Below are 26,487 nucleotides of genomic sequence, written 5' to 3'. Positions count from 1 at the left end.
TTGGTTTATGGTTGTTGGTTTTTCTAAAACATCAACTAAAACCATCAAAATATTTAATCTGCTTTTTTATGTTATTGTTGTAATTATTGAAGTTTTCAGCTATCAACTAAAAACTATCAACCAACAACTTAAAAGTATCCTTGTTGTTTTCTTTTCTCCATCGCCGCCTCAGAACGTTTGTCATCAATTCTGGCTCCTCTTTCAGAAATGGTTGATGATCTGATTTCTCCAACTACTTCTTCGATTGTTGCTGCGTAAGATTCAACTGCTGCTGTACAGCTCATATCTCCAACGGTTCTGAAGCGAACAATTCTTTCTTCGATTTGTTCGTCTTCTTCTTGGTACACAAAAGGAGAATGCGACCAGATTAAACCGTCTCTCAAAAAAACTTTTCTTTTATGTGAGAAATAGATTGACGGGATCTCGATTTTTTCTTTCTCGATATAACTCCAAACATCTAATTCTGTCCAGTTTGAAATTGGGAAAACACGAACGTTTTGACCATTTTCAATTTTTCCATTCAAAATATCAAACAACTCAGGTCTTTGATTTTTTTCGTCCCATTGTCCGAAATCATCACGAACAGAGAAAATACGTTCTTTAGCTCTTGCTTTTTCTTCATCACGACGCGCACCACCAATACAAGCATCAAACTTAAATTCTTCAATTGCATCTAAAAGTGTTGTAGTCTGTAAGCTGTTTCTACTAGAATATTTTCCAGTTTCTTCAACTACTTTTCCTTCATCAATAGCATCCTGAACATTACGAACGATCAACTCTAAACCTAATTCTTCTACCAATTTATCTCTGAAAGCGATTGTCTCAGGAAAATTGTGTCCCGTATCAACGTGTAAAAGAGGAAACGGAATCTTAGCAGGAAAAAATGCTTTTTGCGCCAAACGCACTAATGTGATAGAATCTTTTCCTCCTGAGAAAAGTAAAACCGGTTTGTCAAACTGTGAAATTACTTCTCTGAAAATGTATATCGCTTCACTCTCTAAAGCGTTTGTTTTTAATACTGAACTCATTGTTTTTTTGTTTGATATTTTGTTGTGAAAATTTTGTTTCAGGTTTAAAGTTTCAAGTTGCCTGATCTAAAAATCTCCACTCTTTATTCTATAATCTATTTTCTATTCTCTAAAAAAGTCTTGCCTCTTTCTTCTTGCTTCTAAAAAGTCTACTCTTTCTTAGCGCTATGCAACCCACACTCTTTATGGCTTGATTCCCACCACCATCTTCCGGCTCTGATGTCTTCTCCAGGGAAAATCGCTCTTGTGCAAGGCGCGCATCCAATACTTACGAAACCTTGTTTGTGTAAAGCATTTTGCGGAACATTATTTTCTGACAAATACGTTTCAACTTCTTCTAAAGTCCATTTTAGTAACGGATTGAATTTTATGATTTCGAAACCTCCATCATATTCAAACAAACTTAAATCTTGCCTGTTTTCTGATTGTTCGGCTCTTAAACCTGTAATCCAAACTGAGTTTCCTGCCAAAGCTTTTCTCAACGGAACCACTTTTCGAATAAAACAGCATTCTTTTCTATTTTCAACCGAATCATAAAAGCTGTTTGGTCCTTTTTCCTGTAACAGTTTTTCTACTGATGCCGCTTCTGGAAAATAAACCTCGATTGGTCTTTTGTATTTTTTTAATGTTTTATGAAAAACATCATACGTTTCCTGAAATAATCTCCCTGTGTCTAAAGTAAACACCTTAATATCAGTATTACTTTTTGCAATAAAATCGGTAATTACCTGATCTTCCTGCCCAAAAGAAGTCGAAAAAATCACTTTTCCCGGAAATTCTTTTGCTAAAAAAACTAAGGTTTCGTCAAGCGAAAAAGCTGCAGTTTTCTCTAATAATTCTTGTACAATAATCGCACTCATAAATCTCTCCTTTCTAAAATTATCTTTTACAATAATTTAGATAATGTTTTTAAACTCAATATTATAATTAGAATCCCAACAGCAATCATCATTGGTTTTCTTTTAATTCTAGTTACTAAAAATGCTGCAATTGGCGCTGCGATAACCCCTCCAGCAATTAATCCGATAATGACCTGCCAACCGTGAATACCTCCAAAAAGCATGAATGTAATTCCACTTGCAAATGAAATTGCAAACTCAGCAGCATTAACAGAACCAATTGTATATTTCGGGTTTCTTCCTCTTCCTAATAATGTTGAAGTTACGATTGGCCCCCAGCCTCCACCACCTACTGAATCCATAAAACCACCAAAAACAGCTAAAACACCTAATTTTTTAGTTTTCTTTTTTTCAACATTTTTCTTCAACGCTTTTTTGATAATAATCGAAGCCAAAACAATCATGTAAACTGCAATAAAAGGCTTAATAACATCACCGTCAATTACATCAGACAATAAATAAGCTCCTGTAATAGAACCTAAAACTCCCGGAATTAATAAATGCTTTACCAATTTTTTATTGATGTTTCCAAAACGATGATGAGAAAGCGCCGACGCTCCCGTTGTAAACATTTCTGAAACGTGAACAGCTGTACTGCTCACAACTGGCGGAACTCCATACGCTAATAAAAAAGACGTTGAAGTGGCTCCATACCCCATTCCTAAAGCACCATCTACTAATTGAGCAAAAACACCAATTAAGAAGAATGCTAAAAGATTTTCATCAAATCCTTGAACAAAACCATTCCACGAAAATTCAGCGTGATGATTATAAATTAGTGTAGCTACTAAACCTAACAACAAAAGTACAGGTATCACAACCCATAAATTTTCCTTTGACAAAGCATTAGACTTTACCGTTGTGTTGTTTAACTTAAGTTCATTTTCCATGTTTTAAGAATTTGTTTTTGCTCTTAAAAATCCATTACCCTATCGGCTTAGTAGATTACTTTGCAAATGTACTACATATTTTGAAATATCAAAACAATATATTTACTTTTTTACAATAGCTATTCTACTCTAAACCAACATAAAAGACATTTAAAGAACGATTAGTAAATTAATTTAACAAATTATGCACTGCTCCTTAAAATCTTAACAGCACAGCCTAATTTTGTGATTTGTAAAAATACACATTTAATCTCTACCAAATCTATAGGATAATTGTAAAAATGTTATTATTTTAGCGCCAAATTTTTTTTATGGATTTTCAGATTGGTCTTGTCATTGCAGGTTTAGTAGTTGGGTTTATTGTTGGGTTAACTGGTGTAGGAGGCGGTTCTTTGATGACGCCAATTTTATTATACTTTAATATTCCGCCAACAACTGCAGTAGGAACCGATTTATTATATGCTGCATTTACTAAAGCTGGAGGTGTATTTGTGCACAACAAAAAAGGAAACATCAACTGGAAAATTACGGGCTGGCTTACTCTTGGTAGTGTACCCGCTTCTTTATTGACTTTATGGATTTTAAACAGCATCAAAACTGATATTGAAACCATCAATAGCGTTATTAAATACAGTTTAGGCTGGGCATTATTATTTACTTCTGTTGCTATTATATTCAAAAAAAGGCTTTTGAAATTTTCTCAGAAACATGCTGGTGATAAATTCCACAGCGAAAGCACTACTCAAAATATGCTGACTATTGGAATTGGAGTTTTATTGGGAGCTACCGTAACATTGACTTCTATCGGAGCTGGAGCTTTAGGAACTGTAACTTTATTTTTCCTTTATCCATTACTGCCAACACCAAGATTAGTGGGAACTGAAATTGCCCATGCTGTTCCTTTAACTTTAGTTGCTGGAATCGGACATGCTTCGATGGGAAATTTAGACATTGGCTTATTAGGACAATTGTTAATGGGATCACTTCCTGGAATATATTGTGGAAGTATGTTAAGCGGAAAAGTGCCCGATCAGTTTCTTAGAAATGCGATTGCAGTAATGCTTTTCCTAGCTGGATACAAATTGATATTTTAGTATTGAAAACATATAAAAAACAGAAAGACCAATTCATTATTTTTTGAATTGGTCTTTTTTATTTGATTTAAAGCATTTCTAAAACGCAATATCTGCCAAAGAATTGCTTTCTAATATTTTAAGTGTATTATCTCTAACCTCTGTCATTAAACGTCTTGCAGCACAAGTAGATTCATCATCGCAATCATCACATCTTTCGTAGAAATTATGACTGGCGCAAGGCAATAATGCAATTGGCCCTTCAAGAATACGGTAAACTTTTGCCATACTAATATCTTTCGGGTCTTTTATTAAGTAATAACCGCCACCTTTTCCTTTTTTAGCACCAAGGAAACCCGAATTTCTTAACAGCAGTAAAATACTTTCTAAAAATTTTATCGAAATGTGTTCGCTTTTCGCAATTTCGGCAATCTGTACTGGTTCATTATTTTCGCGTCTTGCTAAATAAGTCAAAGCTTTGATTCCGTATTTTGTCTTTTTTGAAAGCATGTTTATGTTTTAGATTACAGGTTTTCAAGAGTTAATTGATTGCTGCAAATTATTAAACAACAAAAATATGCTTTTTGTTCGAACTATCACAAAAGAATAAAGTTAAATTCTACTAATTCTATCAGATTACTTCGTTAATTACTTTTCATTCAAGCAAAAATAGGCTTTTTATGAAATCACAAATCAAAAAAGACGATTTTCAATAGTAAAACATTACTATCAAAAATCGCCTTATTAAATCGAAAATTGAAATATATAATTAAGCTAATGCTTGTTTCAAATCTGCAATTACATCTTCAACAGTTTCCAAACCTACAGAAACACGTACTAAACCTTGCGTGATTCCCACTGCCAATTGATCTTCTTCAGATAATTTGCTGTGCGTTGTAGATGCTGGATGCGTAACAATGGTTCTTGTATCTCCAATATTAGCTGACAATGAACAAAGTTGAATTGCGTTCAAGAATTTTCTTCCTGCTTCGATTCCGCCTTTAATTTCAAATGCGATGATGTTTCCACCAGCTTTCATTTGCTTTTTAGCAATTTCGTATTGCGGATGCGATTTCAAAAACGGATATTTTACGCTGTTTACGTTTGGATGGCTTTCTAAAAATTCAGCAACTTTTAATGCATTTTCGCAATGTCTGTCTACACGAACCGCTAAAGTTTCTAAACTTTTTGAAAGAACCCAAGCATTAAATGGCGACAAAGCTGGTCCTGTATTTCTTGAAAACAAATAAATCTGTCTGATCAAATCTGCATTTCCAACAGTAACTCCACCTAAAACTCTACCTTGTCCGTCGATTAATTTAGTTGCTGAATGAATCACCAAATGCGCTCCAAATTTAATTGGCTGCTGTAAATATGGCGTTGCAAAACAGTTATCGATGATCAAAATCAGATTGTGTTTTTTAGCAATATTTCCTAACAATTCTAAGTCGATTACATCAACTCCAGGATTTGTTGGAGATTCGGCGTATAAAATTTTTGTGTTTGGTTTAATGAAACTCTCGATTGTCTCAGGCTTATTGATTTCGAAATAAGAAGTTTCGATATTCCATTTTGGAAAATAAGTCATAAACAAAGCGTGAGTAGAACCAAAAACACTGCTCGCAGAAACAATATGATCTCCAGAGTTTAACAAAGCGGCAAAAGTAGAATATACTGCTGCCATTCCAGTTGCGAAAGCATAACCAGAATCAGCCCCCTCCATTTTGCAGATCTTGTCTACAAACTCTGATGTGTTTGGATTGCTAAAACGGCTGTAAATATTTCTTTCTTTTTCTTCGGTAAAAGAAGCTCTCATATCTTCAGCATCTTCAAAAACGAAGCTTGATGAAAGGTACAAAGGCACCGAGTGTTCTAAATATTGCGATCTATCTAATTGTGTTCTGATGGCTTGTGTTTCAAAACCAAATTCTTCTGTATTCATTGTGTTGTTTTGTTTTTTTGTTTCAGGTTTCAAGTTTCAAGTTGTTACTGAACTTAAAATTCAAACCATTTAGAGAAATTATCTAATTCTCTAATTAACTCATTTTCTAATTTTACAAAGCTTCGTTATTCAAGACAACTTTGTAGCTAATTGTTGCAGTCGGTTCAACCGTTTTGGCTACTGAACAATATTTCTCAAAAGAAAGCTGCGCTGCTTTTTTTGCTTTTTCCGGGTTGATTTCTCCTTCTAAATAGAAAACCACATCGATTTCTTTAAAAGGTTTTGCTTCTTCGATTTGAACTCTCGTTCCTTCAACCTCAGCATTAAAAGAAGTGATTTCCTGACGCTGTTTTTTTAAGATTGAAATCATATCAATTGCACTACATCCTGCAACACCCATTAATACTAATTCCATTGGACTTGCACCTAAATCGCTTCCGCCAAACTCGGCTCTGCTGTCAACGTCAACTACGTGTCCGCGTTCATTTTTTACTTTGAAATGAAATGCGTCATTTACTCTGTTTAAAGTTACTTTCATTGTGTTGTTATTTTTTTGTTTCTTAATTCAATTTTCGCAATCTTGTCATTTCGACTGAAAGGAGAAATCGCACTAGTTTGTCGACAAAGATTGAAGCTTTTCTTTACGGAGTTTCGCGTGCGATTTCTCCTTCGTCGAAATGACAAACTAGGCTTATATATCTAAAATCTACAGTCTAAAATCTGCAATCTAAAATCGTTTACCCTTTATCAGACAATCTCAAAATATCTCCGAAAACTCCTCTCGCCGTTACTGCAGAACCTGCACCAGCTCCTTGAATAACGATTGGACGATCTCCGTAAGATTCTGTATAAATTTCGAAGAAAGAATCAGAACCTTTTAATCCTCCTAATGCAGTATCTTTGGGCACTGAAACCAATTTAACTTCTAGATTTCCTTTATCATTTTGCAAATCTCCAGACAATTCACCAATATATCTCAAAACGTGATTTGGCTGTTGATCTGCTTTTATTTTCTCGTAAATTGGGTCGAATTCTTTTAATTTCGTTAAGAAATCAGAAACGTTTCCTTCTCTTAAATGTTCCGGAATTAGGTTCTGAATTGAGATTTCTTCGAATTCATTTTGCAAATCTAATTCTCTAGCTAAAATTAATAATTTTCTTCCAACATCATTTCCGCATAAATCCTCACGCGGATCTGGTTCTGTATATCCATTATCAATTGCTTCCTGCAAAATTTCGCTGAAAGGCGCATCTTTCGCAGAGAAATTATTGAATAAATAACTTAATGTTCCAGAGAAAACTCCTTTTATTTTTGTGATATTTTCTCCTGAAAGGTGCAATAATTTAATAGTATCAATTAACGGTAAACCTGCACCAACGTTAGTTTCGTATAAATAATTCTTTTGGTTTTCTGCCAAAGCTTTTCTCAATTCTTTGTAAAAACCATAAGTCAAAGTATTAGCCACTTTATTAGAAGAAATCAAATCGAAACTGCTTTCTACAAGCGGAATATAATTTTCAACAAAAGTCGCACTTGCAGTATTGTCAATCGCAATTAAGTTTTCTAAATGATGTTCATTAGCGTAAGCAATAATATCTTTAATTGTATACGCTTCGCCTTTAGTTTCAATATCGTTTTTCCAGTTGCTATTAACACCGTATTTGTTTAAAAGCAATTTTTTAGAATTCGCTATAGCGAAAACATTCAGCTTAATGTCTTTACGCTTTTCAATTGCAGCAGCCGATTCTAAAATCTGATTGATTAAAGTTCCCCCAACTAATCCGTGACCGAAAATTGCAATGTTGATTTTTTTAGAAACTCCAAAAATCTCTCCGTGAATAACGTTTAGCGCTTTGTTTAATTCCTCTTTTTTAACAACCAAACTCACGTTTTTACCTGTTACGGTGTTGTTAAACAAAATCGGAACAATTTTATTTTTAATTAAAGCAGTGTAAGGTTTATGGAAAGTGCTCAAATCCTGTCCAATAATCGAAATTACCGATACATTGTCTGTTACCGTAATTTGGTTTACGTCTTTAGAATAAAAGTCATTTTCAAACTCTTTCTCCAATTCAACCATCGCAAGTGTAGCTTTTTCAGTAGCAACAACCAATCCGATTCCTCTTTCTGAAGAACCTTGAGAAATGATACTTACACTAATATTATGATCGCCCATTACTTTAAAAATTCTGGCATCAACTCCAGCTTTTCCAAGCAATCCGCGCCCTTCAAGATTTACAAGAGATACATTTTCTAAAACAGAAAGTGTTTTAATTCCTTCTTTAGAAGAATCTGAAGTAATTAATGTCCCGCGATTTTCGTGGTTGAAAGTATTTAAAATTCGTAACGGAATATTCTTTTCTAACAAAGGAATAATCGTCTTAGCATGAAGAATTGTTGCTCCAAAATTTGCTAGCTCATTTGCTTCATTAAACGATAAATATTCGATTTTTTTAGCATCTGCAACCAAATCTGGATTTGCCGTATAAATTCCGTCTACGTGCGTAAAGTTTTGTAATTCTTCGGCATTTAAATAATTTGCGATTAACGAAGCGGTATAGTTACTGCCATTTCTACCTAAAGTAGTTGTGTCGTTGTTGTTATTAGATCCAATGAAACCTGTAACTATATTAACCGTTTCGCCGTTATGTTCTTTAAAATAATTTACTACGTTTTTCTTAGAAAGCTGTTCTAATGGCTGTGCATCGCCAAATTTAGAATCAGTTTTCAGCAAATCTCTTGTATCTACAAAATTGGCTGGAATTCCTTTTTCTAATAAAATAGCTGTCAATAATTTAGCCGAAAGCAATTCGCCTTTAGACAAAATCTGATCTTTGATTTTTTTGCTATAATCGCCAATTAAGCTTACGCCTTCAAAAAGTTTATCTAACACATTAAATTCTTCAGACAAATCAACTTGTGGATAATCTGATATTTGATATTTTTTGAAGTTTTCCAATAATTCTTTGTAACTGCCGTTTTTAGCAGCAATACTTAAGATAAATTCTAATTCGTCTGTAGCATTTCCGCGTGCAGAAACGACAACAGCAATTTTTTCACCTTGATTTACTTTATCTGAAATGATTGAAACAACTTTATTAAGTCCTTCTCCGTTTGCTAATGATTTACCTCCAAATTTTAATACTTTCATTTTTATTTCTTTATTGTTTCTGCCTTAAAAATGTCGGCAAGTAAATGATCTAATTGTTTGTACTCGATTAAAAAAGCGTCATGTCCGTGAACCGAATCAATTTCGCTGTAGAAAACATTGTCTTTAAACTTCTTCAATTCTTCATAAGTTTCTACGTTTTCTTTTGCCGTAAAAAACAAATCTGAATTGATTCCGATAATATGAATTGAAGCTTTTGTTTTGGACAATAAGTTTTCAAAACTTTCACTATTTCTAGTAATATCAATTGTTTTAAGCAACTGATTCATTAATTTATAAGAAGATAACTGGAATCTTTTCTGCAATTTTTTTCCGTGATGCGCCAGCCAGCTTTCGATATTAAAAATCAAAAGATCTTGATTAATGGTTCGCTGGAATTTTTCTTTAAATGATTCTGGCGAACGATAACAAAGCATGGCATGGATTCTGGCGTCTTCGATTGGTTTTGAAGAATTATTCAGAATCTGCTCTTGCAGAAAACAGTTTGCAATAAGCCAGTCTGTCGATTTCCAGTCGCTTGCAATCGGAATAAGATTTTCTGTGATATTTGGCGCCAAAGCTAAAATTTCCCAAGCAATTCCGCCACCAACAGAACCACCTATAACCGCAAAAAGCTTTTCAATATTTAAAGTTCTTAAACCTTTAATAAAGATTCTAGCAATATCTCTGGCTGTAAAATCAAGATAATTTTCGATTAAGAAAGAATCGCTTCCATTTCCTGGAATATCAAAAGCCAAAATGGTATATACATTAGTATCGATGGTTTTACCTTCTCCAATTAAATCATTCCACCAGCCGTTTTCGCCCGTCACCTGCGCATTTCCAGTTAAAGCATGATTAACCAAAACAATAGGCGCACTGTGCAGCGGTTGTCCTGCAAGCGTAAAATTTAACGGTATAGAATGATAAGTTACACCACTTTCTGTGATGAAATCTTGAATTATAATGGGATTTGGTATATTTTCCAATTTCAAATCTGTTGTATTATTGATTTGTATATGGAAATATTAGAAAGAAAAAACTAGGTTTAACTAGAAAAAATCTTGTTGTTATCTTTCCACGTTTGGCGTGGTAGAATGTAGCACCTTCTTCGTTTTACCGAAGGGTTGCTAAGGCTTCATCGGGTCTAATCCCTCGTCCTTTCTTTATAACATTTCAATATTTGTTTGAACTTAACGAGTGCAAATTAACTACTATTTTCTTTAACAAACAAATTTTATCTAAAAGTGTTTGTTAAATTTCTGAGACTTACTTTAGCAAAAACTATTATACGCAAAAATTTACCGAACATAAATGCCCAGTAAAATTATGCAGGTTTTAACCTAATTTATGTCGCTTTTCTGTTTAGATGAAAAGCGTTTCATTCTCTTTTGAATACATTAAAAACAATAAAGAATTTGGCACTTTTTTTACAGTACTTTTATCTTCTTCTGTAATTCCGAATCTAGGGTGAGCCAATTCGTTTGTTGGCGGCGGCGGATTATTTTTTCTTGTCCTTCTGTTTTTCAAGTTTGAAATTTTTTCTGCTAAGTAGTTCAATGTGCTCATGATATTAAGTTTTAGTTCAGTTTGCGTTTTATAATCTTTATTTCTCTTTTATATTTGTGTTAAGCCCTTTTCGGGAATAAAAAAACCCTTTTGGATTTTTAGATACCAAAAGGGTTTAAGTTTTTAAACTCATTTATACTTTTAGTATCGACAGACGTGTACGCAAATAAGCGCGACAGCAAACATCTTGTTCATCTGTAAGGATTTATTCATCTGTGATTTATATTGTAATTTTAAATTCTGCATTTGTGTTAAATTAAAAAGCCTCCCAAATATTTTATGGGAGGCTTTTACTATATATTGTTTTCTTACAATTTATTAAGCAATAGACAACCCAGCCTCAGTAATAACCGAAATGGCGCAAAACATTTTGTTGACTTTTAAGTTCATTTGATTTCTAGTAGTTTTTGGGTATAACAAATATGCAAATATTTTTTTTATTACACAAATGAAATTCAAGAATTTAATTACAAAATTCGTTAAAAATGTGTTTTTTCACGGCAAAAATCGCCTTACAAACACATTTGTAGGATAAATAAGAGTAAAAAATACAGAAATACGCATTTTTCGCTTCTAAAACTTCCTTTAACAAATTAGTTTATCAAAGAACATTGGTTATTTTTTCTGTTTTTTAAGAAAATTTAAGACCAAATAGCCTCTTTATTTCTGATTCTTTCGGCAATTTTTAGAATATCGGTTATAATTCCTCTCGAAATTGCTTGTTTGCATGCTGGTGCGCTCTGAATTACAATAGGAACATTTGCGTAAGATTTCGTAAAAATTTCAAAAATAGTATCCGAACCTTTCAATTGACCGATTGGAGAATCTGTTGGTTCAGAAATTAATTTGACTTCAAGAGTTCCTTTTTCGACATCAAATTCGCCAACAAATCTCAAAACATGATTTTCTGCCTGCGTGATTTTAGCTATTTTAAAAGACTTATCGACTTCATCTTTATTCAAGATGCCATTTTTCTCCAAATGCTGTTCTGTTATAAACGGTTTGATTTTAATGTCTGAAAGCTCAAAATCTTTTCCTATTTCTCTCGCTAATATCAAAAGTTTTCTTGCGGTATCATTTCCAGATAAATCTTCTTTGAACGTCGATTTCATCAAACCTAAAAGACTCGCATCTTTTAAAACCGATGAAAACGAAACATCTTCAGAGGAAAATCGATTAAAGACATAACTTAAATTATCTGAAAAAACACCTCGAATTTTAGTGATTTTTTCTCCCGAATAATACAAATCTCTTAAAGTTTGTAAAACTGGAATTCCAGTATCAACCGAAGTTTCATACAGAAACTCTTTGTCATACTTTTTAAGATTTGCTCTTAGTTCTTTATACAAGTCAATCGGAAGCGTGTTGGCTTTCTTATTTACCGCTACAATATTAAATCCGTTTTGAATTAATGTATTGTAGTGTTTTACGAGTTCGTCGCTGGCTGTTGCATCAACGGCAATTAGATTTTCAAATTCATTTTCTTGGGCAAACTCGACAATATCTTGTACTTTAAAAGGAACTGCCAGTTGTCTGAAATTGGTTTCCCAAGAATACCCAACGCCTTCTTTCTCAAAAAAAGCAACCGTCGAATTGGTAATAATTGGAAAATGAAAATCAACATTTTTACTTTCAAGAAAAAATTCCTGACTTTCAATAATCTGATTAATCAAAGTGCTTCCGATATTTCCAATTCCGAAAAGGATAATGTTTATTTTAAGCTTCGACATAATTTCTAACATTTTAGTTTTTAACCACAATTAAGATGCACTGCAGTGCGCCTCTACATGGCTTAATTTATAAAGATGCTTTTCACAAAAAATTACCTTTAGCACAATGGCTAAAGGCAATCTTTCAAACAAAAAACAAAAAAACCTAATTTTTATTGATGCTGTATTGAGAAAGTTTAACGCTCTCAAAAACAGCTTCCAGATCAGCAATTAAATCCTCAATATCTTCAATTCCCACAGACAGACGAACCAAATCTTTAGAAACTCCTGTTTCTATTTGCTCTTCATCTGTCAATTGCTGATGCGTTGTACTTGCCGGATGAATAATTAATGATTTTGTATCACCAATATTTGCCAACAGAGAAAATAATTTAGTCTCATCTACTACTTTTTTAGCAGCATCAAAACCTCCTTTTAATCCAAAAGTGATAATTCCGCTTTGGCCTTGCGGTAAATATTCTTTAGCCAAATCGTGATATTTGCTTGATTTTAAACCTGGGTAATTTACCCAAACTACCTCATCTTGTTTTTCTAACCATTCAGCTAGAGCCAAAGCATTTTCGCTATGTTTCTTGATTCGGATTGGTAGCGTTTCTAGCCCTTGAATGATCTGGAAAGCATTAAATGGACTCAATGCAGAACCAAAATCACGTAAACCTTCAATTCGAGCTTTTGCAATAAAAGCCGCATTCCCTAAAGCTTCGTGATATACTAATCCGTGGTATCCTGCAGATGGCTCAGTAAATTCAGGGAATTTTCCGTTAGACCAATCAAAGTTTCCAGCATCAATGATAACGCCTCCTAATGAAGTTCCGTTTCCAGCAATATATTTAGTTAAGGAGTGAATTACAATATCGGCACCATATTTAATTGGGTTCAATAAATAAGGTGTCGCAACTGTATTATCTACTATAAATGGCACTTTGAATGCTTTGGCTTCCGCCGAAATTCCTTTTAAGTCCAATATATCTAATTTTGGATTTCCAAGAGATTCAACAAAAAATGCTCTTGTATTTTCTTTTGCTGCTTTGGTAAAGTTTTCAGGTTTTGAAGGATCAACAAATGTAGTTGTGATTCCTAATCTTGGTAAAGTAACTTTTAAAAGATTATAAGTTCCTCCATATAAACTGTTTGAAGCAACAATATGATCTCCTGCTTTAAGCAAAGTCAATAAAGTTGTTGAAATTGCCGATGCTCCAGAAGCCGTAACTACAGCTCCAATTCCGCCTTCGAGCGCAGCTAAACGCTGTTCCAAAACATCGTTTGTTGGGTTATTTAATCTTGTGTAAATAAATCCAGCTTCAGCAAGACCAAATAAATTGGCAGCGTGATCTGCGTTATTAAATACGTATGATGATGTCTGATAAATAGGTACAGCTCTTGTTCCTGCATTTTTAGTAACATCGTGTCCTGCATGTAGTGCGTTTGTTGCAAATTTTTGTGTACTCATGATTTCCTAGTTTTTTAAATATTGTTAATACTATTATATATTGTAATTGATTTTTGAAATTTTATAATTTGAAGTTTTAAGCAAAGAATTCTTCCACTTCTTCTTCAAGTTCATACAACTGGAACAGTAAAGATTTTTGCTTTACATTCTGTTCTTTTTCTATTCTTGTTGTTTCTCTTGTTACTTCTTCTGATGTATGATTGTTTTGTTGAGAATCGTTTCTCAATAAATATTCTACTGCAATTGAATTTAATGTTCTCATGATTTTAATTTTAAATGTGTTGAAACAAAAAAGCCCTTTCGGATGGCGACCAAAAGGGCTTATAGCTTAACTATAACAAAGATTCTACTCTTTCACTTTTGGCAACAGCAATGAGGGATGCACATTTGCATCATTTTACAACACATCATATTTCTTTTTGCTATTGTTTTCATGTTTTAAAATTATCTTGTTTTAAACTCGACTATTTCTATAGAGTAAAAGTAGTAATATTTATTTAACCACCAAATTAAAATTGAAATTTTCTTATATTTTTTTCTAAACCTTTTATTTAGACCATAAAAAAACCTCTGCTATTTGGCAGAGGTTCTACATATATAGTATTTGAAAAATAACTACAATAGTGTCTCTGCGGATAATTCCGGCATCTTACAAGACATCATATTGCAAACTGTAAATTTCATTTTTTTCTTTTCTTTTAACGTGGCAAAGTTGCGAACTATTTTTTGATCGGCCAAACAAAAACTTAAATAATTTCTATTACCCTATCAATTTAGTATGTTTGTGTTAAATTTATGCGTTTAAAAATAAAAAAAGTTGAACTTTAATTTGCAAATCAAAATGGTTTCATACCTTTGCACCCGAAACAGAGGAAAAATTTGAACTGATTGCAACCTCTTCATAATGAAATGATTTCGTTATGAATGCTGAAAAATTCATTTCAGTAGTAAAAAATGCTAAAGCAGGAACTCTCCTTTAGCCCTTTTTAGCAATTACTTTTTCCCGCTTAATTTTAATTAAAACATTATTTTTACATTATTATGGCTTATTTATTTACGTCAGAATCTGTTAGTGAAGGGCATCCAGACAAAGTTGCAGATCAAATTTCGGATGCATTAATTGACAACTTTTTGGCATTTGATGCTGATTCTAAAGTAGCTTGCGAAACACTAGTTACAACTGGTCAAGTTATTTTAGCAGGTGAAGTAAAATCGAATACTTATCTTGATGTTCAGCAAATTGCAAGAGAAGTAATCCGTAAAATCGGATATACTAAAAGTGAGTATATGTTTGAAGCGAATTCATGTGGAATTCTTTCAGCTATTCACGAGCAGTCTACAGACATTAACCAAGGTGTTGACAGAGCTAAGCCAGAAGAGCAAGGTGCAGGTGACCAAGGAATGATGTTTGGTTATGCTACAAACGAAACTGAAAACTACATGCCATTGGCATTAGATTTATCTCATAAATTATTACAAGAATTAGCAATTTTAAGACGTGAAAATAAAGAAATCACGTATTTACGTCCAGATGCTAAATCTCAAGTAACTTTAGAATACAGCGACGATAACAAACCAACTCGTATCGATGCGATTGTTATCTCAACTCAACACGATGATTTTGATGAAGAGGCTGCAATGTTAGCTAAAATCAAAAAAGATATTGTTGAAATCTTGATTCCAAGAATTATCGCTAAAAACCCAGAGCACGCTCATTTATTTAACAATAAAATCAACTACCATATTAACCCAACAGGAAAATTCGTTATTGGAGGACCTCACGGAGATACTGGTTTAACAGGAAGAAAAATTATCGTTGATACTTACGGTGGGAAAGGTGCTCACGGTGGTGGTGCATTCTCTGGAAAAGATCCAAGCAAAGTAGATAGAAGTGCTGCTTATGCAACGCGTCATATCGCTAAAAACTTAGTTGCTGCTGGTGTTGCTGACGAAATCTTAGTTCAGGTTTCTTACGCAATTGGAGTTGCAGAGCCAATGGGAATTTTCATTGAAACTTATGGAACTTCTAAAGTTAACTTAACAAACGGTGAAATCGCTAAAAAAGTAGAAGCTATCTTCGATATGCGTCCTTACTTTATCGAACAACGTTTAAAATTAAGAAACCCAATTTATAGCGAAACTGCTGCTTACGGACATATGGGACGTAAACCAGAAACTGTAACTAAAACTTTCTCTGCTCCAGGAGGAAACCAAAAAACAGTTACTGTTGAATTGTTTACATGGGAAAAACTTGATTTTGTTGACCAAGTAAAAGCTGCATTTGGATTGTAATTCGATCTGAATCTTAAATATTAAAAAGGCTGTCTAAAATTTTAGACAGCCTTTTTTGCTTTTAGCTAATTGAATTAAACCCAACAGTTTTTAAAAACCTGTTGGGTTTCTTACTTGTTTAATACGTTCCGTTTTGCATTTTAGTCAACACTTCTTTCATTTGGTTTGCCGTTTCTCCTTCTACAGTATCATTCAAATATTTTACTGCCAAAGTTTGTGTTTCAATCGCTTTTTGCTTTTGTCCGTCTTTATAATACAATTGAGCCAAAGTATCTAAATAATAAGGATTGTTTTTGGTTACAACCAAACTATATTCGGACCATTTAATAGCATCTTTAGTAAAGTTTGAATTCTGATCATTCTCTACAACTGTCCAAGCTGCATTATTGCAAAGATTTGAATGATAATCTTTAAACGAATTCCATCCATCATAAGAATAACTAGAGCTTGAATCTAATCCTGAAAAGATTGCATCTAATTTTTCAATTGGACTTGTTCCTGCCAAAGTTGAATCAAAATAAGTATTAAACTCTTTTAAGAAAGTTGTATTAGAACCGTCATTCTCTTGAAGTTGTGCCAAATAATAAAAATAATTTCTATATACATCAAAATTTCCTTTTCCTGAAGTGATAATTCTTTTATAAAGCGAGTTCACTTTATCTCTATTTATTTCGCCAGAAGCTCCATCTTGAGAAAGATAAAGGTTTTGCTGTAAGGCATCTGAAACTTCAGAAATTGGATTTCCAATACTATGAGTCTCTCCTGTTTTAGTATTAAAACCAGAGCGAGTATTTTCAATTTCATCTGAATGTTTTAATACATAATCGATTGCTAAGAAATCTGTATCATTCAAAATTCTGTCTGCACTGAAAAGCTGTTTTGTAAACCCTTGATTTTTGATTTCTTTCAAAATCGTTTCAACCAAATACATATCTACATTTTTATCTTTCTGATGCGCCTCAATTAATTTTTTCCATGATTGAGCTACTTCTTTTTGGTTTAAAGATGTTTTAGTCACTACAAATTCAGATGAATTTGAATCACTTAAAGTAGATTCTCCTTCATAATCGTAAGAAGATTCTAGTAAAGCGGCCTTATTAAAAGCTGCAACCAAATCGGCATCAGATGCTTTTTTATTCTTTAAAACATTATTTATCGAAAGGAAAGCGTTTGCTCTCTGAAGTCTTCTATAGAAATCTCCATAATAGCTAAATTGATATTGCTGAGCTGTCAAATCTGATTTTGCGACAGCAAGCTGATTGCCTTCTCCGTTTAAAATAATGATGCTTGGATCGCTAGTAATTTTATTGTTTTTAAGCCATTTTTTATCATCGGCTCCAGCCAAATAATAATTGTAGATATCATATTGAGCATTATAAGAATCATACATATTATATCCCGTTTGGGTTTCTTGCTCTTTTACAAAAGCATCAAAACCTTCTTTGGCTGTTTTATTCTTACTGTCTACAACAACAACCAAAAATTTATTACTAGCCGATTTTGTAGATTCTATTGCCTTTTTTAGATTGTCTTCGACCTTTAATTTAAAATCGTATTTATTGTATGTCGATGAAGCATTTGTTACATCTATAGCGGCGGCCTCTACAACAGCAGCGGCACTGTCTACTATAGTTCCATAATCTTCTGTGTAAGTATCTTTTCCTGGATAAGTCCAATTGGTAAGAATTTGACTTTCAAGAGGAAGAACTTTCGGCGTTTTCTTAACTTGCTGCGAATCTTTTTCATTGACAAATACTAGCGGATTTAATCCTGATTTCTCTGATATTCTCAGTTCATTAGTATGGTTATCATAGAATCCTGCAATTTGTAAATCGCCTAAAACTGCCAATTCATAATTGATCGCTATTTCTGAAACATCTTTTGGTAAAGCGTATTTATTAACATTGCTCTTTCCACCATATTCCTCATAAACTAAATATAAAAAGTCTGCTTTCTCAATTTCAAAATCCAAATCGACTTTACTCCATTCTGGATCAACTTTACTTTTGATGTCTGAAACTCTTTGATATTTAACTTCTTCATTTCCTTTTTGAGTTCCAATAAAGAAAGAATAATAAGCTGGATCTTTGAATATTACTTTTATGTTTTTAGCTTTTTTGTCGACTTTGAAAGAAAGGTCAAAACTGGTTTCTGCCGTCGCATTTTTAATAAACAGCAAAGAATCTCCTTTTACCTCATAACCGCCTGAATAAAAAACCAATTCGTATTTATTATCATCTAACAAATTTAATTTGATTTTTTGACCTTTATTAGTCGATAAATAGGTTCCTTTTTCAATGTTTTTGGTTTGTGAAAAAGAAATAAAGATTCCGGAAAACAACAGTAATAAACTCCAAATAAAATTGCGCATAATTAAAATTTTGGTTGTTAATAGTAGAAGCGCAAAGATATCTGATTCTTTTGGAATAAAACATCAAAAACTAAAATCTTGTAATCAAATTACTATAAATTATATTTCATAGAAAATATGATGTAACGTGGTTGAACGGTATATTGAGAAACTCGCGTTGAGAATTGAGAAAAACTATCATCGTTTAGATAAGTCGTATTCAATAAATTGGTCGCCGAAACTTTATATTCCCACTTGCTGTTTTTCTTTTGATAAACCAAACTCGCACTTAAGAAATCATATTCGTTGTCAACCGTTTTGTCTCCATTATAATAATGATAGAATTCGTATTCTGAAACAAATGAGAAACTATCTAAGAAATAATAATCTAATCTTGCAAATGGCTTATCTGTATAAAAAGTTGAACCGCTGTATTTGTTAATCAAAAGGTTGTATCCAAATTCTATATTTGGAAGATTCTTATAATTTGTCGACGCTTTCACGGTGTAACTTTGGCTAAAACTTTCTGTAGTAGATAATTGGTTGTTTTGAATATTGTTGAATTTCGACCAATTAAAACTAGCATTTGCAGAAGCTTTATAATTCTTTAAAAACGAGCGACCGTAATTTCCCATTCCAGTAAAAGTTTCATCTGCTAAATTAGAATTATAAGGAACTGAGGATTGATTAATTCCGTCAAAATTAGCTTTTGTTTTAATTGCATCTACTTTTCTTGTATAAGTTGCATTGGCAAAAATGTTCTCAAAATTGAACATATTATATTTAAAATAACGAAGCGAATGGACTTGCGAAGTTGCATTTTCTAAGAAACGATTTCCGCGGAACAAACTGCTGTAATCTGACAAAACATAGCCTGCAGCCAATTGATTAATATCGGTAAAATCATTCGTTAGAGAGAAATTATATGTCAAAGTTTCTGATTTTTTGATTTGGTATAAAGCAAAGAAATCTGGCAATACTTTGGTAAAACTTTGAGAATAATCACTTCCTAATTGTCCATTTGTCATTTGATAGGTATGCAAACTAACACCTGGCGTAAATGTAAATTTCCCTGTTAGAATTTTATAATGAAAACCTAGAAAAGCATCATTAAAACGATAATCGACATCGTTATTATTTTCAGCCTCATTTAAGTCGTTTTTATCTCCATTATCTAACATTTGGAAAATGTGAGAATTAAAGTTTTGATACGAATAAGTATTTCCTAACGTAACATTAAAATTGCTTTTTGGTGTTACCATATAATAGTAATCCAATTTCGTATCTAATTTATTGGTTTTTACAAAACGGTCCTGATTCAAATCGTTTCGGTTTTGTCCCGTAATATATCCTGACAAATCAAAAGGTTGCGATCTTAAGTTGGCATTATAAAAAGGGTTTTCGTCTTGATACAAATGCTGCATTTCAAAAGCAAAAATATTTTTATCGCTTTGCGTATAATACAAACTTAAATTCTGATTGATAGAAGTTGGATCTTGTTTCTTTTCAGTTAAAATGGTTTCAACCGCAGAAACATTATCTACAACCGATTCACGAAGTAAATCTGTATCTTCATTCTGCTTTGACAATTTGGTCAAGATATCATAATCAAACTGAAATTTATCATTTGGTTTATAGGTTGAACTCAATTTAAAAAGTCCCAAATTATTCTTTTGATGTGTCATTTCATCACGTTTCTGCTGATCTCCAGAATCTAAAATCGTCGTTTGAGATTTCGTTTCTAAATCTGTTTTCGAAGTCGAAAGAATTCCAAAACCACTAATATTCCAAGCTTTATTAATAGAATAAGCAAAATTTGTAGCCCCAAATTTAGTTTCAATTTCTTTCGCACGATTATTTCTCAATAATGAAATTCCTAAATCATTTGAAGAAACATTAAAACTGCTTCCTCCTTTTTTCATCATATTTTTGAATCCGCCTGTGAACTTAAAATAATCTTGTGCTGTAAGTGGCAGTTCTCCAATATTATTAAAATTGGTAATTAAATTAATACTGTATTTTGGACTGTAATAGAATAATTTGGGGTTAATGATATAACGGCTGTCCAATTCTGCAACACCAATTCCTGCGGTAACATCTCCAAACCAAAAGTTCTTTTTTCCTTCTTTTAATTTGATATTCATTGCTACATTATCTTGATCGTTTTCAAGACCTTTAAGTGCGCTTACTTCATTGTAATTTCGTAAAACCTGAACTTTATCAATTGCATCTGCTGGAATGTTTTTAACGCCTAATTTGGTATCTCCGTCAAAAAAATCTTTTCCTTCAACCATCAATTTACTGACTTTTTTTCCTTCAACTTCAATTTCACCATCGGCATTTACCTCAACCCCAGGCAATTTTTTCAAAACATCTTCAAGCTTTTTTTCTGTTCCCGATTTAAAAGAATCTGCATTGTAAACAATGGTGTCTCCTTTTATAGAAACTGGCATTTCGCGAACAATTTCTACACCTTCCAATTCGATTCCAGAACCATCCAAAACAATATTCTGAGTCATATTTTCAGACTTTGTCGATACTGCAATTTCTTTAGATTTCATTCCCAAATAACTCACTTTAATGGTATACGCCGTATTAGGTTTTAAAGTCAGCTGAAACTTCCCTTTGTCGTTGGTAATTCCATATGAATCCATTGCTTTTGTGCCATTATTAATAGCCATAATATTGGCCATTTCTAATGGATTTTTCTGCTCATCTTGAATGAAACCATCAAAACGAACACTTTGCGCAAAAGAAAAAGAAGTGATCAAAAAGGCGATGAAGAAATATAATTTGTTCATTAAAAAAATGCTTAGAATAAATAATTAAGTTTAGGATTATCTTCCTGGAGGAGGTGGAGGTCCACCCGCGCGACCACGGTTCATCTCTCTAAATTCTTCCATTTTTTTAATTACTGTTTCGTCGTATTCTTTTTGAGAAATTACTTTTCCTTTTTTAGATGGTTTTATTTCCACTTTATCTTTCGCATTCAAAACAATTTTTGAACATAAGATTGTCGTCGTTCCATCATTGATTTCTAAAATTAAACCTGGAAGTCCCCAATAGTTCTCTGGACCTTGATTTATAGGGATTTCAGGTGTATACCAAGCTGTAACTACAATTTCTTTAGGAATTTCGAAGTTATCAGCAAAATTCGTTTTAGTATCTCCCGAAGTCTTTTTAGTTTCCTCTTTTTTAGCTTCATCCTTCTTATCATCATTGTTTTTAGGTCTGAAGTTTCTAAAATCAGTTTTGCTGGCTTCTTTAACAGCTGTTGCTTTATAACAGTTGTACCCTCCAATTTGTTTGGTTTCTTGTTCTAATTTCCAATTTAATTTTGGGAGAGAATCAACAACAAGGAATTCTTTTCCCATGAATTCTTTATCAACGGTATATGTTTTTGTTTTTACATCTTTATAAAAAGTACCTCCGCCTCCAGTAAGCGAACCAAACATCATACGGAAGCCGCCTTGCTGTTGACCAGGTGCTTCTAGTTTTTCTTCTTCTTTATAAATAGATGCCGATTTATCGAAGTTTAGAATGAATGTTTTTTCGAGCATTTTTTTCATACGCTCTTCCATATTCTTCTGCATTTCTGGTGTAATGTCCCTGTTTCCGCGCATTCCTTCAAACTTTGGCGCTTGTGTTTTTGACTCGTAAACAGCCATTCCTTGAAAATCTTTTTGAGCTTGAATTTGTGTTGCAACAAGCATCAAAGTCATATATAAAAATATTTTTTTCATTTTATTTTCTTTAAAGTGAGTAAATCCGATAAAACTTACATTCAAATGTATTATTTATTTTAAAATCCAAAAAACTAAATATATTAACGGTATCAAGGAATAGATAGAACCGCTTATTTTTTAGACTATTAGAATTTAAAAAGGTTTAAGGGCCCATTTTGAAATTCTAACAAGAGTTTTTTGTAATTTGGTACTCTTGTAAATCAATTTCTAATGTGTAAAACGGTGCAAAAAACTTTATTCTGCTTATTTCTTTTCTGCACTTTTCAGGCGCTTTCAGCTCAGGATTTGAGCATAAATCCAACTTTAATTTCACAGTATAAAAATACTTCAGATGCGTTTTTAGGATATGATACTTTTGGATATTCCTACCAAATCACAAACAACGTTTTTAGTAAAATTAAAGGGAAAGAAATCTTCGAATATAAGAATGTTTCTTTGGGAAAAATTACAAAAGTTGATCTTCAGAATCCGTTAAAAATTGTGCTATTTTATGAGGATTTCAATAGTGTGGTTTTATTGGATAACCAATTAAATAAAATGACCGAAATTAACTTTTCGCAGAATGCAACTCCAATTGTGGTAAGTGCAATCGGAATGTCGACGCAAAATCAATTATGGATTTACAATACTCTAAATCAGCAAATTGGTCTTTTTGATTATTTAAAAAACGAATACAAAACGGTCTCAATTCCGCTGACAGAAACCATGCAATATTATCAAACTGATTTTAATACTTTTTATTGGATTGATAAGAAAAACAACTGGTACTCTTGTGATATTTTCGGAAAGATAACTTCCTTAGGCAAAATAGCTGATTTTGACAAAATTGAAATAATAAGTCCTAACCAATATGTTTTCAGTAAAGATAATTTGTTGTTTTTTAAAGGTTTTAATAAATCAAATCCAGATGTAATTTCTGAGATTAAAATTTCAGAAAAAACCTTTGACAATTTTTATTACAAAGACCAAATTTTATCTATTTTTACAGCTACAGATATATCAAATTATAAAATCGTAACACCGTAATGCACATAGCAATAGCAGGAAACATAGGCGCAGGAAAAACCACTCTGACCAAATTATTAGCAAAACACTTCAAATGGGAACCTCATTATGAAGATGTAGTTGATAATCCCTATTTGGATGATTTCTATCATCAAATGGAGCGTTGGTCGTTTAATCTTCAGATTTATTTCCTAAACAGCCGTTTCCGTCAAGTGCAGCAAATTCGCGAAAGCGGAAAAAAAATCATTCAGGATAGAACGATTTACGAAGATGCTCATATTTTTGCTCCTAACTTATATGCAATGGGTTTAATGACAAGTCGTGATTTTGAGAATTACACGTCTTTGTTTGAATTAATGGAATCTTTGGTAAAAGCTCCAGATTTATTGATTTATTTGAGAAGTTCTATTCCGAATCTTGTTGGTCAAATCCACAAGCGTGGGCGTGAATATGAAAACTCTATTTCTATCGATTATTTAAGCCGTTTGAACGAAAGATACGAAGCTTGGATCCAGACTTATACTAAAGGAAAACTTTTAATTATTGATGTTGACAATATCAATTTCGTTGACAATCCAGAAGATTTAGGAGATATAATTAATAGAATTGATGCTGAATTGAACGGATTGTTCTAAGATTAGAATCTCGATTTATACAAAATAAAAATGCCTCTAAAATTATTTAGAGGCATTTTCTTTTATTATCCTAAAAGGTTTTGGAAACCTGTTAGGTATTTTTTAGTTATCCATTTTTTCATTCTAATTGAAATTTCAAGTGGATACCTAACAGGCTTTGAAAACCTGTTAGGATAGATCGTAATTATTTCGCAGCTTCAACTTTTGCTAAAACTTCTTCTTCAGTTCCTTCAAAAACTTCGGTTGTTGTTTTTCCGTCTACTGTTTTGGTAACAGTTCCCGTAGTTTTTCCGTTGATATTTTTAACTTCAACACGAACTGATTGACTTTCTGTATGAGAGTATTTTCCGTTTGCATCAAAATGAGCAAGACATTTAGCAGTTTCTTCTTCAGAACAACCTTTTTCTTTACACATTTTAATGCATTCTTCTTTTGTCATTCCAGACATATCGCCGCATTTAGACATTCCTACATGCATTTCAGTTTTAGCACAGCAAGAAGCTTTTCCAGCAATATCTGACGGAGCATGGCCCTCACCCAAAATTGGAGCAATTACCAATCCAATCAAACAAGTTAATTTGATTAAAATATTCATTGAAGGCCCAGAAGTATCCTTAAACGGATCTCCAACTGTATCTCCTGTTACCGCTGCTTTGTGCGCATCAGAACCTTTATAAGTCATTTCGCCATTAATCATAACTCCTGCTTCGAAAGATTTTTTAGCATTGTCCCAAGCTCCTCCTGCATTGTTTTGAAAAACTGCCCAAAGCACCCCAGAAACGGTAACTCCAGCCATATATCCTCCTAACATTTCAGCAATTAATTGATTATTGTCTGAGTAAACTAATTTTCCTAAAAGAACAATCAAGATTGGAAAACCAATTGTTAAAACTCCTGGAAGCATCATTTCGCGTAAAGCGGCTTTTGTAGAAATCTCAACACATTTTCCGTATTCTGGTTTTCCTGTTCCTTCCATAATTCCAGCAATTTCTTTGAACTGGCGACGAACTTCGTAAACCATATCCATTGCCGCTTTCCCAACAGAATTCATTGCTAAAGCAGAGAAAACCACCGGAATCATTCCACCGACAAATAACATCGCTAAAACTGGCGCTTTAAAAATATTGATTCCGTCAATTCCTGTAAACGTTACATAAGCTGCAAATAAGGCTAATGAAGTTAAGGCTGCAGAAGCAATCGCAAATCCTTTTCCTGTTGCCGCTGTTGTATTTCCTACTGAATCTAGAATATCGGTTCTTGTACGAACTTCTTTTGGCAATTCGCTCATTTCGGCGATTCCACCAGCGTTATCAGAAATTGGCCCAAAAGCATCGATTGCTAATTGCATAGCCGTTGTAGCCATCATTGCCGAAGCTGCTAGCGCCACTCCATAAAATCCTGCCAAAACATAAGAAATCCAAATTGCGATGGCAAACAATAATACGGTTGGGAAAGTAGAAATCATTCCTGTTGCCAAACCTGCAATTACGTTTGTTCCTGCTCCTGTAGAAGATTTCTGAACAATTGCCAAAACTGGTTTTGTTCCTAATCCTGTATAATATTCCGTTACTGATGAAATAGCTCCACCAACAACTAATCCGACTAAAGTGGCATAGAAAACACGCATTGATGAAATCGCTTTGGAACCTTCTCCAAAGAATGTCATTTGCATCGTTTCTGGAAGCATGTGTTGTACTAAAAAGAAACAAGCCACAGCTGTTAAAACAATAGAAACCCAGTTTCCTATATTTAATGCTTTCTGCACTTGTGCTTCTTTAGCATTATCATCTGAGATCTTTACTAATAATGTTCCGATAATCGAAAACAAGATTCCGAAACCGGCAATTGCCATTGGAAGCAAAATTGGTCCAATTCCGCCAAAAGCATCATTTATGCTTCCGCCCATATCTTTTATCACATAGTTTCCAAGAACCATTGCGGCTAAAACAGTTGCCACATAAGATCCAAATAAATCGGCTCCCATACCCGCAACGTCTCCAACATTGTCTCCTACGTTGTCTGCAATTGTTGCTGGATTACGAGGATCATCTTCCGGAATTCCTGCCTCAACTTTACCAACTAAATCGGCTCCAACATCGGCTGCTTTTGTATAGATTCCACCACCAACTCTGGCAAATAAAGCGATAGATTCGGCTCCTAATGAAAATCCAGCAAGAGTTTCTAAAACAACCGTCATTGTATCGGTGTCTTTCCAAACTCCTCCAGAAAACAAATGAAAGAAAATGATAAAAAATGATGTTAATCCTAAAACAGCTAAACCTGCTACACCTAACCCCATTACAGTTCCTCCGCCAAAAGAAACTTTTAAAGCTTGCGGAAGACTCGTACGAGCTGCTTGAGTAGTTCTAACGTTTGTTTTAGTCGCTATTTTCATTCCCATATTTCCTGCTAAAGCAGAGAAAAATGCACCAAAAATAAATGCTATTACGATTAATAAATGTGTTTTTACTCCTGGAATAAAAGTGATTCCTGCCAAAGCTAAACTGGCAATAATTACAAAAACGGTTAATAATTTGTATTCGGCTTTTAGAAAGGCTAAGGCTCCTTCGTAGATGTAATCTGAAATCTCTTTCATCTTACCGTCTCCAGCGTCTTGTTTTAAAACCCAAGTCCTTTTTATTCCCATGAAAAGTAATCCTAAAACTGCCATAATAATAGGCAGGTAAATCATAAATGCATTCATAATATTTTATTGGTTTTGGTTAATA

20 protein-coding genes and 1 riboswitch are annotated in these 26,487 nt (G+C 33.2%); of the genes, 4 read left to right on the top strand and 16 right to left on the bottom strand.

Annotated elements, in window-relative coordinates; translation table 11 throughout:
- Nucleotides 1-128 precede the first annotated feature (128 nt).
- From cysD to OD917_RS14295, 3 genes are all read right to left on the bottom strand, one after another.
- A complete protein-coding gene (gene cysD / locus OD917_RS14305) occupies nt 129-1,028 on the bottom strand; it encodes a sulfate adenylyltransferase subunit CysD (RefSeq protein WP_008466601.1) in 900 nt (299 codons plus the stop codon).
- A gap of 149 nt (nt 1,029-1,177) precedes the next feature.
- Nucleotides 1,178-1,888, bottom strand: coding sequence for a phosphoadenylyl-sulfate reductase (locus OD917_RS14300; RefSeq protein WP_263524126.1), 711 nt, complete (start codon nt 1,886-1,888; stop codon nt 1,178-1,180).
- A 26-nt stretch (nt 1,889-1,914) separates the two neighbouring features.
- Nucleotides 1,915-2,817, bottom strand: coding sequence for a sulfite exporter TauE/SafE family protein (locus OD917_RS14295; RefSeq protein WP_129746172.1), 903 nt, complete (start codon nt 2,815-2,817; stop codon nt 1,915-1,917).
- 311 nt (nt 2,818-3,128) lie between these two features.
- Here OD917_RS14295 and OD917_RS14290 point away from each other — a divergent pair, with 311 nt between their 5' ends.
- Entirely contained in the window at nt 3,129-3,911 is a 783-nt protein-coding gene (locus tag OD917_RS14290) for a sulfite exporter TauE/SafE family protein (protein ID WP_263524125.1), read from the top strand.
- 78 nt (nt 3,912-3,989) lie between these two features.
- On the opposite strand, the gene OD917_RS14285 is transcribed toward OD917_RS14290, so the two are convergent.
- The 9 genes from OD917_RS14285 to OD917_RS14245 all read right to left on the bottom strand — a co-directional run bounded on the left by OD917_RS14285 (nt 3,990) and on the right by OD917_RS14245 (nt 13,992).
- A complete protein-coding gene (locus tag OD917_RS14285) occupies nt 3,990-4,400 on the bottom strand; it encodes an RrF2 family transcriptional regulator (RefSeq protein WP_008466594.1) in 411 nt (136 codons plus the stop codon).
- Nucleotides 4,401-4,659: 259 nt separating this feature from the next.
- Complete coding sequence (locus tag OD917_RS14280) at nt 4,660-5,832, bottom strand: trans-sulfuration enzyme family protein (protein ID WP_263524124.1); 1,173 nt, start codon at nt 5,830-5,832, stop codon at nt 4,660-4,662.
- Between the two features lie 112 nt (nt 5,833-5,944).
- On the bottom strand, nt 5,945-6,370 hold the full coding sequence (locus tag OD917_RS14275; RefSeq protein ID WP_129746168.1) for an OsmC family protein: 426 nt from the start codon (nt 6,368-6,370) through the stop codon (nt 5,945-5,947).
- A 199-nt stretch (nt 6,371-6,569) separates the two neighbouring features.
- Nucleotides 6,570-8,984, bottom strand: a complete 2,415-nt coding sequence (gene thrA, locus OD917_RS14270; protein WP_263524123.1) for a bifunctional aspartate kinase/homoserine dehydrogenase I — start codon at nt 8,982-8,984, stop codon at nt 6,570-6,572.
- 2 nt (nt 8,985-8,986) lie between these two features.
- Nucleotides 8,987-9,970, bottom strand: a complete 984-nt coding sequence (locus tag OD917_RS14265; RefSeq protein ID WP_263524122.1) for an alpha/beta fold hydrolase — start codon at nt 9,968-9,970, stop codon at nt 8,987-8,989.
- A gap of 78 nt (nt 9,971-10,048) precedes the next feature.
- Nucleotides 10,049-10,156: riboswitch (SAM riboswitch) on the bottom strand.
- Nucleotides 10,157-10,346: 190 nt separating this feature from the next.
- The gene (locus OD917_RS14260; protein ID WP_111288260.1) at nt 10,347-10,550 is read right to left on the bottom strand and encodes a hypothetical protein; all 204 of its coding nucleotides are present in this window, start codon (nt 10,548-10,550) and stop codon (nt 10,347-10,349) included.
- A 641-nt stretch (nt 10,551-11,191) separates the two neighbouring features.
- Entirely contained in the window at nt 11,192-12,280 is a 1,089-nt protein-coding gene (locus OD917_RS14255; protein ID WP_263524121.1) for an aspartate kinase, read from the bottom strand.
- 145 nt (nt 12,281-12,425) lie between these two features.
- Nucleotides 12,426-13,730: an O-acetylhomoserine aminocarboxypropyltransferase/cysteine synthase family protein gene (locus tag OD917_RS14250; RefSeq protein WP_263524120.1), complete on the bottom strand. Its 1,305-nt coding sequence runs from the start codon at nt 13,728-13,730 to the stop codon at nt 12,426-12,428.
- Between the two features lie 76 nt (nt 13,731-13,806).
- On the bottom strand, nt 13,807-13,992 hold the full coding sequence (locus OD917_RS14245; protein WP_263524119.1) for a hypothetical protein: 186 nt from the start codon (nt 13,990-13,992) through the stop codon (nt 13,807-13,809).
- A gap of 779 nt (nt 13,993-14,771) precedes the next feature.
- Here OD917_RS14245 and metK point away from each other — a divergent pair.
- Entirely contained in the window at nt 14,772-16,022 is a 1,251-nt protein-coding gene (gene metK / locus OD917_RS14240) for a methionine adenosyltransferase (protein WP_263524118.1), read from the top strand.
- 118 nt (nt 16,023-16,140) lie between these two features.
- On the opposite strand, the gene OD917_RS14235 is transcribed toward metK, so the two are convergent.
- From OD917_RS14235 to OD917_RS14225, 3 genes are all read right to left on the bottom strand, one after another.
- Nucleotides 16,141-18,393 (bottom strand): hypothetical protein, encoded by a 2,253-nt coding sequence (locus OD917_RS14235; RefSeq protein WP_263524116.1) that lies wholly within the window; start codon nt 18,391-18,393, stop codon nt 16,141-16,143.
- A 92-nt stretch (nt 18,394-18,485) separates the two neighbouring features.
- Complete coding sequence (locus OD917_RS14230) at nt 18,486-21,173, bottom strand: carboxypeptidase-like regulatory domain-containing protein (RefSeq protein ID WP_263524115.1); 2,688 nt, start codon at nt 21,171-21,173, stop codon at nt 18,486-18,488.
- 36 nt (nt 21,174-21,209) lie between these two features.
- A complete protein-coding gene (locus OD917_RS14225) occupies nt 21,210-22,115 on the bottom strand; it encodes a GLPGLI family protein (protein WP_263524114.1) in 906 nt (301 codons plus the stop codon).
- A 225-nt stretch (nt 22,116-22,340) separates the two neighbouring features.
- On the opposite strand from OD917_RS14225, the gene OD917_RS14220 reads away from it, so the two are divergent.
- Nucleotides 22,341-23,144: a hypothetical protein gene (locus OD917_RS14220; RefSeq protein WP_318013902.1), complete on the top strand. Its 804-nt coding sequence runs from the start codon at nt 22,341-22,343 to the stop codon at nt 23,142-23,144.
- Nucleotides 23,144-23,758, top strand: coding sequence for a deoxynucleoside kinase (locus tag OD917_RS14215; RefSeq protein WP_129746158.1), 615 nt, complete (start codon nt 23,144-23,146; stop codon nt 23,756-23,758). The genes OD917_RS14220 and OD917_RS14215 overlap by 1 nt, the downstream gene beginning before the upstream one ends.
- Before the next feature lie 184 nt (nt 23,759-23,942).
- Here the strand turns inward: OD917_RS14215 and OD917_RS14210 are convergent, their stop codons facing one another.
- Complete coding sequence (locus OD917_RS14210; protein WP_263524111.1) at nt 23,943-26,462, bottom strand: sodium-translocating pyrophosphatase; 2,520 nt, start codon at nt 26,460-26,462, stop codon at nt 23,943-23,945.
- Between the last annotated feature and the right edge of the window lie 25 nt (nt 26,463-26,487).

The organism is Flavobacterium sp. SH_e, assembly GCF_025717045.1.
Lineage (GTDB): Bacteria > Bacteroidota > Bacteroidia > Flavobacteriales > Flavobacteriaceae > Flavobacterium.
The sequence above is the reverse complement of the archived record's forward strand: the minus strand, read 5'-3'. Positions and strand labels throughout refer to the sequence as shown.

What these genes read in the sequence shown, in the direction of transcription:
- OD917_RS14255 (WP_263524121.1), bottom strand. Translation starts at nt 12,280, where the DNA reads ATGTCGAAGCTTAAAATAAACATTATCCTTTTCGGAATTGGAAATATC.
- OD917_RS14275 (WP_129746168.1), bottom strand. Translation starts at nt 6,370, where the DNA reads ATGAAAGTAACTTTAAACAGAGTAAATGACGCATTTCATTTCAAAGTA.
- OD917_RS14260 (WP_111288260.1), bottom strand. Translation starts at nt 10,550, where the DNA reads ATGAGCACATTGAACTACTTAGCAGAAAAAATTTCAAACTTGAAAAAC.
- OD917_RS14215 (WP_129746158.1), top strand. Translation starts at nt 23,144, where the DNA reads ATGCACATAGCAATAGCAGGAAACATAGGCGCAGGAAAAACCACTCTG.
- OD917_RS14230 (WP_263524115.1), bottom strand. Translation starts at nt 21,173, where the DNA reads ATGAACAAATTATATTTCTTCATCGCCTTTTTGATCACTTCTTTTTCT.
- OD917_RS14245 (WP_263524119.1), bottom strand. Translation starts at nt 13,992, where the DNA reads ATGAGAACATTAAATTCAATTGCAGTAGAATATTTATTGAGAAACGAT.
- metK (WP_263524118.1), top strand. Translation starts at nt 14,772, where the DNA reads ATGGCTTATTTATTTACGTCAGAATCTGTTAGTGAAGGGCATCCAGAC.
- OD917_RS14280 (WP_263524124.1), bottom strand. Translation starts at nt 5,832, where the DNA reads ATGAATACAGAAGAATTTGGTTTTGAAACACAAGCCATCAGAACACAA.
- OD917_RS14250 (WP_263524120.1), bottom strand. Translation starts at nt 13,730, where the DNA reads ATGAGTACACAAAAATTTGCAACAAACGCACTACATGCAGGACACGAT.
- thrA (WP_263524123.1), bottom strand. Translation starts at nt 8,984, where the DNA reads ATGAAAGTATTAAAATTTGGAGGTAAATCATTAGCAAACGGAGAAGGA.
- OD917_RS14290 (WP_263524125.1), top strand. Translation starts at nt 3,129, where the DNA reads ATGGATTTTCAGATTGGTCTTGTCATTGCAGGTTTAGTAGTTGGGTTT.
- OD917_RS14285 (WP_008466594.1), bottom strand. Translation starts at nt 4,400, where the DNA reads ATGCTTTCAAAAAAGACAAAATACGGAATCAAAGCTTTGACTTATTTA.
- OD917_RS14225 (WP_263524114.1), bottom strand. Translation starts at nt 22,115, where the DNA reads ATGAAAAAAATATTTTTATATATGACTTTGATGCTTGTTGCAACACAA.
- OD917_RS14210 (WP_263524111.1), bottom strand. Translation starts at nt 26,462, where the DNA reads ATGAATGCATTTATGATTTACCTGCCTATTATTATGGCAGTTTTAGGA.
- OD917_RS14295 (WP_129746172.1), bottom strand. Translation starts at nt 2,817, where the DNA reads ATGGAAAATGAACTTAAGTTAAACAACACAACGGTAAAGTCTAATGCT.
- OD917_RS14235 (WP_263524116.1), bottom strand. Translation starts at nt 18,393, where the DNA reads ATGCGCAATTTTATTTGGAGTTTATTACTGTTGTTTTCCGGAATCTTT.
- OD917_RS14300 (WP_263524126.1), bottom strand. Translation starts at nt 1,888, where the DNA reads ATGAGTGCGATTATTGTACAAGAATTATTAGAGAAAACTGCAGCTTTT.
- cysD (WP_008466601.1), bottom strand. Translation starts at nt 1,028, where the DNA reads ATGAGTTCAGTATTAAAAACAAACGCTTTAGAGAGTGAAGCGATATAC.